The 10,162-nt window shown below is 68.5% G+C and carries 13 protein-coding genes; 6 read left to right on the plus strand and 7 right to left on the minus strand.

Features of this window, described 5'->3' with window-relative positions; all coding sequences use genetic code 11:
* Positions 1 to 121 precede the first annotated feature (121 nt).
* A complete protein-coding gene (locus OG966_RS21400) occupies positions 122 to 556 on the minus strand; it encodes a VOC family protein (RefSeq protein WP_326651363.1) in 435 nt (144 codons plus the stop codon).
* 200 nt (positions 557 to 756) lie between these two features.
* On the opposite strand from OG966_RS21400, the gene OG966_RS21405 reads away from it, so the two are divergent.
* Complete coding sequence (locus OG966_RS21405) at positions 757 to 999, plus strand: hypothetical protein (RefSeq protein WP_326651364.1); 243 nt, start codon at positions 757 to 759, stop codon at positions 997 to 999.
* Between the two features lie 326 nt (positions 1,000 to 1,325).
* Here OG966_RS21405 and OG966_RS21410 read toward each other — a convergent pair whose 3' ends face one another.
* Both OG966_RS21410 and OG966_RS21415 read right to left on the minus strand, forming a co-directional pair.
* Positions 1,326 to 1,514 (minus strand): hypothetical protein, encoded by a 189-nt coding sequence (locus OG966_RS21410; protein WP_326651365.1) that lies wholly within the window; start codon positions 1,512 to 1,514, stop codon positions 1,326 to 1,328.
* A 27-nt stretch (positions 1,515 to 1,541) separates the two neighbouring features.
* On the minus strand, positions 1,542 to 2,054 hold the full coding sequence (locus tag OG966_RS21415; RefSeq protein WP_326651366.1) for a PadR family transcriptional regulator: 513 nt from the start codon (positions 2,052 to 2,054) through the stop codon (positions 1,542 to 1,544).
* Between the two features lie 91 nt (positions 2,055 to 2,145).
* Here OG966_RS21415 and OG966_RS21420 point away from each other — a divergent pair, with 91 nt between their 5' ends.
* From OG966_RS21420 to OG966_RS21435, 4 genes are all read left to right on the plus strand, one after another.
* Positions 2,146 to 2,700: a hypothetical protein gene (locus tag OG966_RS21420; RefSeq protein ID WP_326651367.1), complete on the plus strand. Its 555-nt coding sequence runs from the start codon at positions 2,146 to 2,148 to the stop codon at positions 2,698 to 2,700.
* Positions 2,697 to 4,007, plus strand: a complete 1,311-nt coding sequence (locus tag OG966_RS21425) for a carotenoid oxygenase family protein (protein ID WP_326651368.1) — start codon at positions 2,697 to 2,699, stop codon at positions 4,005 to 4,007. The genes OG966_RS21420 and OG966_RS21425 overlap by 4 nt, the downstream gene beginning before the upstream one ends.
* Positions 4,008 to 4,750: 743 nt before the next feature.
* Positions 4,751 to 5,557, plus strand: coding sequence for a hypothetical protein (locus tag OG966_RS21430; RefSeq protein ID WP_326651369.1), 807 nt, complete (start codon positions 4,751 to 4,753; stop codon positions 5,555 to 5,557).
* Positions 5,554 to 6,081: a SixA phosphatase family protein gene (locus OG966_RS21435; RefSeq protein WP_326651370.1), complete on the plus strand. Its 528-nt coding sequence runs from the start codon at positions 5,554 to 5,556 to the stop codon at positions 6,079 to 6,081. The genes OG966_RS21430 and OG966_RS21435 overlap by 4 nt, the downstream gene beginning before the upstream one ends.
* Before the next feature lie 151 nt (positions 6,082 to 6,232).
* Here OG966_RS21435 and OG966_RS21440 read toward each other — a convergent pair whose 3' ends face one another.
* Positions 6,233 to 6,520 (minus strand): hypothetical protein, encoded by a 288-nt coding sequence (locus OG966_RS21440; RefSeq protein WP_326651371.1) that lies wholly within the window; start codon positions 6,518 to 6,520, stop codon positions 6,233 to 6,235.
* A gap of 247 nt (positions 6,521 to 6,767) precedes the next feature.
* On the opposite strand from OG966_RS21440, the gene OG966_RS21445 reads away from it, so the two are divergent.
* The gene (locus tag OG966_RS21445) at positions 6,768 to 7,898 is read left to right on the plus strand and encodes a site-2 protease family protein (RefSeq protein ID WP_326651372.1); all 1,131 of its coding nucleotides are present in this window, start codon (positions 6,768 to 6,770) and stop codon (positions 7,896 to 7,898) included.
* A gap of 188 nt (positions 7,899 to 8,086) precedes the next feature.
* On the opposite strand, the gene OG966_RS40850 is transcribed toward OG966_RS21445, so the two are convergent.
* From OG966_RS40850 to OG966_RS21455, 3 genes are all read right to left on the minus strand, one after another.
* Complete coding sequence (locus tag OG966_RS40850) at positions 8,087 to 8,176, minus strand: hypothetical protein (protein WP_406731375.1); 90 nt, start codon at positions 8,174 to 8,176, stop codon at positions 8,087 to 8,089.
* Between the two features lie 91 nt (positions 8,177 to 8,267).
* Complete coding sequence (locus OG966_RS21450; RefSeq protein WP_326651373.1) at positions 8,268 to 8,993, minus strand: hypothetical protein; 726 nt, start codon at positions 8,991 to 8,993, stop codon at positions 8,268 to 8,270.
* 30 nt (positions 8,994 to 9,023) lie between these two features.
* A complete protein-coding gene (locus OG966_RS21455) occupies positions 9,024 to 9,455 on the minus strand; it encodes an SRPBCC family protein (RefSeq protein WP_326651374.1) in 432 nt (143 codons plus the stop codon).
* Between the last annotated feature and the right edge of the window lie 707 nt (positions 9,456 to 10,162).

Here is a 10,162-nt window from a genome sequence, read left to right on the forward strand (position 1 = left end):
GCGGTCGCGATCCGTGGCTGAGGTTGTTCTGGATCAGGACCGTTGGCGCGCCGCGGGACGGCGACCCTCGTGATGGCGAACTGCACCAGTCGACTCGCGAAGGTGCCACGTTCGCGGCCACTCAGTCGAGACAGAACTCGTTGCCCTCGATGTCCTGCATCACGAGGCACGACTCGTTGACTCCATCAGCAAGCAGTAGTCGCACGCGTACGGCGCCGAGCGCGACCAGTCGTGTGCACTCGGCCTCAAGTGCGGCCAGGCGCTCTTCACCCACGAGCCCTGTGCCGACCCGCACGTCAAGATGCAGCCGATTCTTGACGACCTTGCCTTCGGGAACGCGCTGGAAGAACAGTCGCGGGCCCACACCTGAGGGATCAATGCATGCGAACGCCGAACCCTGACGCTCAGGCGGCAGTGCGCGATCGAAATCGTCCCAAGTAGCAAACCCCTCCGGTGGCGGCGGTACGACGTACCCCAACACCTCGCACCAGAAACGAGCGACGCGCTCAGGTTCTGCGCAGTCGAAGGTGACTTGGAACTTCTTGATCGACGCCATCGGTCCACCATAGAGGCGGGGTCTTTCGTCGTCTCCACGGGCCCGCCCCTGGCTAGGTTGTGGCGCATGCGGCCGACTCTTGGCGGGCAGGCGAGGAGCCAGCCCGATTCGCGGACCGGCGTAAGGGGCCATCCTCTGTGACTGCACCGCGCCATGCATGGACGACGAGCAACTCTCCAGCGGACGCGAGGGCGGTCCTCATGAGCTGGGACAATGCGACGCTGATCATCCTGGCAAGTTTCGGCTGCGCAACGTTGCTGCTCACGCAGATCGCCGAGGTGCTGTCCAAGCTTCCGGCGATTATCCGTGCTTGGCACGAAGTACGGCGCGCGCTTCAAGCGGGGCTTGACCACCCCCCGGGAGAAGAGACCCCGCAAGAAATCGACGAAATGAGTCCCATGACGGGTGGGGGAAATTCACCAGAGGAACGCCACTCTGCGTGACAGGAGAAAGCCCCGGGCTGCTGGCCTGGGGCTTTTCCATGGAGCGGGTGACGGGAATCGAACCCGCGCTCTGAGCTTGGGAAGTAACGAGGCTTGTGCGGTGACGCGGCTTCTGACCTGCGTAGATACCCTCTCCCCGGGGGCCTTGCGGGTCGGATCGCACCGCTGTTGACCGTGGTTGTCCGCTCTGAAGGGCACGCTGTGGGCACGGAGGGATGGGACCCCGGAGCGCGTGTGGGTGCGTGCGACGGTCGCTCTGCGCGGTCTCGGCTGCGCGCACGCCGTGAACTCGCGAAGAAGCGGGAGCGATCGCTGAACGATGGCGATCACTCGGCCCGCACGCGATCACCCTGGGCCCCACCGCTCGTGTCCACCTCTACGAAGCCCGTGAACTCACACGCGGCCTCCAGGAACTCACTCCCGTCGAAGTGGACTACAAGCTCAGTTAGTGGTCCATGACCGATGCGCTCGACGCCGTCATCGGGGGGCGGTTCCACGGGGAAGTCCTGGTCCACGCGGCGCTCCCGTCGGTCCACCAGCCGTCAGGTGATCTGGCTGGCTGCCCACTCGGCCCACTCGCGGCGCATGGTGTTGAACCGCAGGCCGTACTCCAGGGCGATCCGGCCGTAGACCGAAAGATTGTCGTCATCCCAGTCGACGGACTTCTCCAGTCGGCGCAGACTCTGGTACCCCTGATCGGACAGCTCGATGAGCTCGGTGAGGTAGCCGCGCGCCTGCTCGGGCGTCAGCACCCCGAGAAAGAACACCCGTAGGAGAATGTCGCTGCGGGTGTTCCGCTGCGGTTTGGTCTCGGTCAGCCAGTGCCGCAGCTCGGCCAGTCCCTCGTCGGTGAGGGCGTACTCCTTGCGGCCTCGCGGCCCCTCGGCCGCCACCATGATCAGCCCTGTGTCCGCCAGCTTGGTCAGCTCGGTGTAGATCTGGCTCTGAGTTGCCGGCCAGGCGGTGGCCAGCGACGTCTCGAACAGTTTCAGCAGGTCATAGCCGCTGGCGGGGCGCTCGGAGAGGAGCCCGAGCAGTGCGTGTCGAAGGCTCATGTTCCGCAGTCTACATTCCACTATTGACATGTCCATATTAGACCTTCTAGTTTTGACATGTCAGAAACGGAAACACTGAAGCGGAGACCTCATGTCCTACCTGCGCACCTTCCTCCCGTGGATCGTCTTCGCCGTGCTGCCCTCGGGGAACTGGCAGTGGGCGTCGCTGGCAGCCCTGGTGGTCGCGGTGGCGGTGATCGTCCAGCAGGTACGGGCGGGTGCCGGATTCGACGCGCTGATCATCGAGCTCGGCTCCGCGGTCTTCTTCGCCGTGCTGGCCGTCATCGCTTTCGCCAACCCGGACTCGGGCGTGCACGACTACTCGGCGGCGCTGTCGTCGGGCACACTGGCGGTCATCGCCGGGGTCTCGCTGGCCATCGGCAAGCCCTTCACGTCGGGCATCGCCAAGCGCACCACCCCGCGCGAGGTCTGGGGGCTCAAGCCGTTCATCCAGACCAACGTCATCATCACCGCCGTCTGGACCGCGGCCTTTGCCCTGACTGCTGTCGTGCTCGCCTTCGTGGCGCACGAAGGGAACGCCCACTCGACCCTCGCCACGCTCATCCAGGTCGCCGGTTTCGTGATCCCGATGATGTTCACCGTCCGCTACATCGCTCACGTCCAGGCCAAGGCCGGTGTCCGATGATCTCCGCGCACCGGGCCCGGCCCCACCTGGCGGGCAACTACGCCCCGGTCGGCGAAGAACTCACCGCGTACGACCTGCCGGTGACCGGGCGGATCCCGGCCGAACTGGCCGGCTGGTACCTCCACAACGGGCCGAACCCGGCCGACGCCGCCTCCGGACACCGGTTCTTCGGCGACGGCATGATCCACGGCGTCCGGCTGGAGGGCGGCCGGGCCACCTCGTACCGCAACCGCTGGGTGCGTACCCGCAGCTTCACCGACGGGGCCCGGACCTACGACGACCAAGGCCACCGCGACCTCACCGCGGGCCAGGCCAACACTCACGTCATCCGGCACGCGGGCCGGACCCTCGCCCTGGTCGAGACGGCCCTGCCGTACGAGCTCACCTGCGGCCTGGACACGGTCGGCGCGTACGACTTCGGCGGGAAGCTGGGCACCGCGGTGACCGCGCACACGAAGGCGTGCCCGGTCACCGGGGAGCTGCACTTCTTCGGCTACGGGATGCTGGAGGCCCCCTACCTCACCTACCACCGGGCGGATGCCTCGGGCGAGCTGGTGATCAGCAGGTCTGTCGAGGTGCCCGGGCCGACGATGATGCACGACTTCAACCTCACCGCGGAGCACGTCGTCTTCATGGACCTGCCCGTCGTCTTCGACCGGGACTTGGCCATGGCCGGGACCATGCCCTACCGCTGGGACGACGGCTACGGCGCCCGGCTGGGGGTGCTGCGCCGCAACGACCCGTATGGCGAGGTGCGCTGGTTCGGCATCGACCCGTGCTACGTGTTCCACTCGCTCAACGCTTACGACGCGCCGGACGGCACCATCGTGCTGCACGTCATGCGCTACCCGGAGTTGTGGCGGCGGACCGGCGACGTCATCGACCGCAGGCAGGAGGCCGTGCTCTGGAAGTGGACGATCGACCCCGCCACCGGGACGGTCCGCGAGGAGCAGTGCGACGACCGTCCCGGCGAGTTCCCTCGGGTCGATGACCGGCTGACCGGGCTCGACGCCACCTACGGGCACGTGACCTGTGGCAATGCATTGGTGCGGTACGAGCTGGGCAGCGGCGCGGCGACGGAGCACGACTTCGGGCCCCGCCGCACGCCCGGCGAGGCTGCCTTCGCCCCGGCCGGTGACGCGGCGGGCGGCCCCGGCTGGCTCATGACGTATGTCTACGACGCCGGCACCGACCGCAGCGACCTGGTCATCCTGGACGCGGGCGACCTCGCCGCCGACCCGGTCGCAATCATTCACCTGCCGACCCGCGTGCCGTACGGCTTCCACGGCAACTGGCTTGCGGATTGAGCAACCAAGCCCGGACGGGCCAGGCTGCTCAGCTGGGCCCGGATATCCGACAGGCAAGGACAAGCACCGGGCTGGACGTGGTCTTGAGCCGCAGGAAGACCTCATGAGCCACCGTCAGGATCCGCTCGACCGCCGCAAGTTCAGCCGCAATGCCGGGGAGCGGTTCGATCCCCGGCCGGGCGCGCGGACCGCCGCTGCAGGAGGAATCGGAGACGTCCTGACCTCTACTTTCGGGGCCTCTTGAGTCAACCAGCCGCACTGCACCGCTTCCCGGAGCGCAGCCGGCACGCCCAGCTCGTATGGGGCGCGCTCCGCGCATCCCTTGTCGTCCATCACTGGTGGCGCCGACCGCTGGTGGAGGTCTGGAGGGTCAGAAATTGGTCCAGACAACAAACAGGACCCGGGTCTGCGACCTGGGCCTTCGTTGTGGAGCGGGTGACGAGAATCGAACCCGCGCTCTGAGCTTGGGAATCAACCAGCACTTGATCGCCAGACATGTTCCTGACCAGCGGAAACGCTGCACAGGTGTACGGCTGGGTAGCGGCCGGACGGTGCCCGTAGTGACCCCTGTTTACCGCTACGAATGGCACGTAGTGGCACGTGGGGTGCGTCGGGTTCGGCTGCAGGGCCGGCCGCGAGCGGCTGCGATGAGGCCGCACCGACCGAACTCGGGTTTCTATGGGCCGAGGCTTCATCTGCCAGCTTCCTCCGTACCGGAGGTTTCCACGACTAGCCTCCGCAGCATGCTGCGTATCGCCGACGCCCGCACCGGCCACCTCGTGGAGATTCCCTCCGCGCACCGCCACCTCCTGCGCATCTGCGTCCATCTACCGGTCATCGACAACGGGATCGGCGCGGTGCACCTGCGCGTGCTGCTGCTCGGCGACGTACTCGCGCGCACCGCTGAGCTGCACGGCCTGCAGACCCTGACGGTGCTCACCGCACCGGACCTGCCGCAGGAGCAAGTTCAGGCGCTCGACCGGGTCATGGCCGTACTCGGCATCCACCCGCCCGCCACCGTCCGTGCTCACGATCCGAGTCAGACACCGAGCGCTCTTGCCGACGTGCACGTGCTCGCGCGCGGCACCGACCAGCAAGACAGCGTCGACGGGGTACGGATCGACGTGGGCCAGGTCGGCACTGCACCCCCGGGCGAGGGTGGCCCAGGCTCCCCGGTCGCAGCCGCCGCAGAAGGAACCGATCCGCTGGCTGTCAGGATGCTGATGCTCGGCCATGCCTACCGCACGCCCGTCATGGTCACCGGTGCCGCGCTCGTCGAGGCCCGGCGGACACTGCGGCACTGGCGGCAACTGGTGGCCGACTGGGCGCAGGAGCCATCCAGGCCGATCCCTGCCGACCTGCTGCGACAGGCTCATGCCGCGCTCGCCGATAATCTCGGCGTCCCCGCCGTCCTGGACATGCTGCGCAGCGTGGAGAGGGACGCGGCAGTGCCGGCCGGTGCCAAGTTCGAGACGTTCGCCCATCTCGACCGCGTCCTCGGGCTGGACCTCGCGCGCGAGGTCGGCCACCAGCACCAGGAGACGCCGTGACCGCAGGCGACTCCCGGCGCCTGGTCGTGCTGCGGCACGCCAAGTCCGCCTGGCCCGACGACGTGGCCGACCACGAGCGGCCTCTCGCCCCGCGCGGCCGCCGCGGGGCCCCGGCCGCCGGCCGCTGGCTGCGCGAGGCCGACTGCGTTCCCGACCTCGTCGTGTGCTCCACCGCCCGGCGCACCCGCCAGACATGGGACCTCGTCTCGGACGAGCTCGACGCCACCACGCCGGTGACCCACGACGCACGCCTCTACCAGGCGAGCGCCGGGGAGTTGCTCGGCGTGGTACGGGACATCCCGGCGCACGTACGGACGCTGATACTGGTCGGGCACAACCCCGGCGTGCAGGACCTGGTCCTGATGCTCACCGGTGACGCGGACGGCTACGCCCTGGAGCAGACGCGTACGAAGTTCCCGACGTCCGCGATCGCCGTGCTGTGCCTGTCAGGGCTCTGGTCGGGCCTGGAACCGGGTGCTGCCCGGCTGACCGAGATGGTCGTGCCCCGCGGCGCGAAGCCATGACGGGACGGTGCGGACGCCCAGAGGTGCGCCCACGGCGGCTGATCCTGAATTGGGGTTGCGGCAGCTCATTGCACCAGTGGTGCGGGTTCGTCGGACCTGGAGGGGAGCACGCTGTTCACCTGATCCCGCCCATAGTCGCGGAGCAGGGAGCTCACACCATGGGCCTCTCCGGCATGGGCTGCTCTACGCCGTCCAGCTCCAGCGTGCATCTGAGCCTGGACGGGACGAGGTGCGGCTGGCGTACCCGGACCCGGAACGGGCGGGTGGGATCGTCGGGCAGTTCGCCGGTCAGCAGGCTCGTCCCACGGCCGTGCTCCTTCAGGCACGCGATCACTTTGCCGTTCACCAGGAGCTCGATCTCTCCGTCTTTTCCGGGCCCGACGTTCACGGTGATCGAATGGTCACCCTGATCGAGGTGGAAGTGGTGGCTGTGCCCCATGACGCACCTCCACAGTGCTGTCGGTACGTCCACCCTAGATCCGGCGCCCTCCCCGACCGTACCTGCGCGGCGACGGGACGAACGGAGTTCACGGACCTGAGAAGCGAGCGCCCCCTGTGGCCTCTGGCCGACCGCGGGAGATTCCGAGAGCGACACTTGTAGGTGGGTGCCGTGCTGGTCGGTTTACGGAGTGCAGGTCGCGAGGTCCTGCCCGGTGGACCGGATGCCGAGCCGGCAGGAGACGACGATGAACGGCTCGGTCCGTATCGGACAGGTTGTCGGTGTACCGCTGCGGATGCACTGGAGCGTGCCGCTGCTGGTGGTCCTGTTCGCGTACGGTCTCGGCCGCCAGACCCTCCCCGCATGGACTCCGGGACGCTCGGACGCGGTGTACACCTTCGCCAGTGCCGTAGGCGCGGTGCTGCTCATGGGCAGCCTCCTGCTCCACGAGACGGCACACGCCGCGACTGCCCGCAGGAAGAAGATCGCGGTACAGGATGTGACGCTGTGGGCGCTGGGCGGAATGACCCGGATGGGGCGACCGCAGACCGCAGCGGTGGCTTTCGCGGTGGCGGTCAGCGGGCCGCTCACCAGCCTGGCTGTCGGAGGCGCCGCGCTCGGAGCGGGAATCGGGCTGCACGCGCTGTCCGGCTGGGCGGTGCCCGCCGCCGTTCTGGTGTGGCTCGGCTGGGCGAACCTGTTCCTGGGCGCATTCAACCTCCTGCCCGCTGCGCCGCTCGACGGCGGAAGGGTGGTGCAGGCGCTGTTGTGGTGGCGCACCGGAGACCGGGAACGTGCGGATCGGGCGGCCTCCCGAAGCGGTCAGGTCGTGGGCGTGCTGCTGATGGCCTTCGGCTGGATCTCCTTCCTGCGCGGGGCGCCGGGCGGGCTGTGGCTCGTCTTCGTCGGTCTCTTCATCACGGTCGTCGCCGGCGCGGAGCGGCAACGCGCCGTGATGCGCACGGCATTGCGGGGCGTGCGGGTGGCCGATGCCATGTCCAGCCCGGTGACCACCGGTGCCGACTGGCTGACCGTCCAGCGTTTCATCGATGAGGTGGCAGTGAACTCCCGCCATTCCGCTGTGCCGCTGCTCGATTTCGAAGGCCGTCCCAGCGGGATCGTTCAGGTACGCAGGCTTGCCGGGATACCGGGAGCGCGCCGGGAGGCGCTGCGCGTGCGCGAGGTGGCGATCCCGCTGTCGCAGTGCGCGGTTGCCGCTCCGAGTGATCTTCTGAGTGAGGCTCTCGACAGGCTCCGCCCGGGTACCGGCATGCGCATTCTCGTCGTGGACGGGGGGCATCTGGTGGGGATCGTCACCGCGAAGGACATTTCACGGCTGATGCAGCGGCACACGCTGGGGGGCCAAGGGTCCAACTGACCGGGTCCCGCAGAGTCGTCGGTGATGTGCGCCCTTCGGCCAGGCTCGTCGACGTCACGGAGGCGGGCACCGCGGGCGCGGGCGGCGTCCAGGCCATCGTTGGTGCCCTCCACGACGAGTTCGCGGATGCGCGAGGGCGGCGAAGACGTGGAAGACCAGGCGCCGCCCGGTGTGGTGGTGTTGAGCGACTAGTGGAGCGAGGTGAAGCCGATGCCGCGATTGTGCAGGCAGGACACGATCGCGATCAGGTCCTGGATGGAGTGGCCGAGCCGGTCCATCGACGGGACGACGAGGGTGTCACCGGCCGCAGGTAGTCCGCGCTTTCACGAGGCTGTCATGGGGCCGATGCCTGCGTAGCCGCCCCGACCGTTAGCGAGCCGGCGCCCAAGGCTGGAGTGCGGCCTGGGCCGCGCTCCGGATCCGGGCGCGCAGGGGCTGCGGGTGTACGGGCCAATGCCTCGGCTGTTTCGGGGTCTTCCAGGGGGCGTACAGCGCCCCGCTGACCGCTCCGGTCATCGCGCCGACGAGGGCTCCCGCGCCGACCTCGTCGAGTTCGTCGGGGAACGCGGCCCGCAGGTGCCGGGCGATATCGCGCTGCGCGCCCTGCTGGATCAGCAGGGCGCGCGCCCCTGGATCGCGGGAACGGTCCGCGTCAGCCGCGTCCGGACGGCTGTCACCCACCGAGACACCGTCCTCAACGGTCTCGACCACGGCGAGAACATGCTCCCGGCGCCGCTCTCTGGCCGAGGGCCGAATGTCGAACTCGCCTTCGAAATCGTCCACTGGCTCGGCCTGAAGGCGTGATGCCCAGATGACCTCGGGGTTGCCGAAGGCGGTGACAATCGGCCTCTCGCGCATGGCACCGCGATGCGCGCCCAGCAGCTGCGCGGGCACACACCGCTGTCCCCGGCGAGCCCCGCCACCGCCTTCCGCCACACTGGGCCGCCGATCGTGAGCCCGTGCGGCAAAGACCAGGACGCGGCCGTCGCCACCGGTGTTGTCGTACGCGATGGTGCCAGCGGACAGCTCAATCTCGGGCAGCGCCCCCGGGTACAGATTCGACAGATCGCACCAGTGACAACGTGGCGCAGGCACACAAGCCCCCGGTGGGAACCGTCGCGCGGCTCACCGTTCCCGTTCCGCCAACTCCTTGAAGTGCTCGAGGTCATTCCGTACGAGCCGTTCGATCGCGGTTGCCTGGGCGAACCCCTTCGGCCCGCCGAACGCTTGCCTGACGGTGCCCGGGTCGTACTCGATCCGGGCCTGGACTCGGGTGTGCTCCCGGTCGATGGGCAGCAGTGCGAACGTTCCCGCCAGGTCGGGACCGCGCGTGGTCTGCCACTCCATCATGTTTTCCTTGCCGTGGTCGGTGATCTCGGCTTCGAACTCCTGAGCCCGGCCGCCCGCGTCGACGTCCAGGTGCGCCCGGTGCCCGCCCCCCGAACGAGCCTCGCGTACTCCTTCCAGGAATTGCGAATAGGTCTCCACGCGGTGGAGGCAGTCCCAGGCCACTTCCATCGGAACACCGATGTCGATCTGTTCTTCGAGAGTGCTCATCGGCCACCTCACACCTTGGTTCACGGCTTATGGGCCCTGTCTCCAGTGTGCCCCCGGAGGACCGATGGCGGCCGGCGTCAGTGCCGGCGGGCCGGCGGGCCGGTGCCGTCCGGCGTCGGGGCGGCACGGGAGCAGGAGGGCCGGGCGGAGGGCGGTGGCGGTGAGGGCGAGGCTTGATGCGGCGCGTTGTCACCCAGATGAATTGCTCCTCCACCGTGGTCTCATCCGTAGGCTGATCCCGAAGAGGCCGCACACCCGCAGTGGTACGAGCGCGCGGAGGGCACGGAGCCCTCCCGAACTGGTCTGGACAATAGGCAAGCCCCGGGCCGCTGGCCTGGGGCTTTCATATGGAGCGGGTGACGGGAATCGAACCCGCGCCCTGAGCTTGGGAAGCTACGGCGCTTGGGCGGCCGAATAGCTTCTGACCTGGGCATATATAGCCGGGCGTGGCGCCCGGAGGTGCAGGATCGCACCGCTGTTGACCGTGGTTGACCGGTCTTACGGGCACGCTATGGGCACGCCGTCGGATCGGAGTCGTCGGGAGCCCGCTCAGTGGCCGACGAGCTGCCAAGCCCTGGAAGCGAGCGCGGGCCGGAAGGGCGCCATCGCAGAAGCACACGGAGGGGGGTTCAGGGGCGGTCGAATGAGACGCCTGTTCTGCTGGCACTTGAGTCGCCCGCGGTTCCGGTTGATCGTGTTGTACGGCG

It is taken from the genome of Streptomyces sp. NBC_01750, assembly GCF_035918095.1.
Classification (GTDB): domain Bacteria; phylum Actinomycetota; class Actinomycetes; order Streptomycetales; family Streptomycetaceae; genus Streptomyces.

Excerpts from the sequence above, each read along its gene's own strand:
- OG966_RS21400 (WP_326651363.1), bottom strand. The coding sequence starts at position 556 with ATGGCGTCGATCAAGAAGTTCCAAGTCACCTTCGACTGCGCAGAACCT.
- OG966_RS21405 (WP_326651364.1), top strand. The coding sequence starts at position 757 with ATGAGCTGGGACAATGCGACGCTGATCATCCTGGCAAGTTTCGGCTGC.
- OG966_RS21415 (WP_326651366.1), bottom strand. The coding sequence starts at position 2,054 with ATGAGCCTTCGACACGCACTGCTCGGGCTCCTCTCCGAGCGCCCCGCC.
- OG966_RS21420 (WP_326651367.1), top strand. The coding sequence starts at position 2,146 with ATGTCCTACCTGCGCACCTTCCTCCCGTGGATCGTCTTCGCCGTGCTG.
- OG966_RS21425 (WP_326651368.1), top strand. The coding sequence starts at position 2,697 with ATGATCTCCGCGCACCGGGCCCGGCCCCACCTGGCGGGCAACTACGCC.
- OG966_RS21430 (WP_326651369.1), top strand. The coding sequence starts at position 4,751 with ATGCTGCGTATCGCCGACGCCCGCACCGGCCACCTCGTGGAGATTCCC.
- OG966_RS21440 (WP_326651371.1), bottom strand. The coding sequence starts at position 6,520 with ATGGGGCACAGCCACCACTTCCACCTCGATCAGGGTGACCATTCGATC.
- OG966_RS21445 (WP_326651372.1), top strand. The coding sequence starts at position 6,768 with ATGAACGGCTCGGTCCGTATCGGACAGGTTGTCGGTGTACCGCTGCGG.
- OG966_RS40850 (WP_406731375.1), bottom strand. The coding sequence starts at position 8,176 with ATGGACCGGCTCGGCCACTCCATCCAGGACCTGATCGCGATCGTGTCC.
- OG966_RS21455 (WP_326651374.1), bottom strand. The coding sequence starts at position 9,455 with ATGAGCACTCTCGAAGAACAGATCGACATCGGTGTTCCGATGGAAGTG.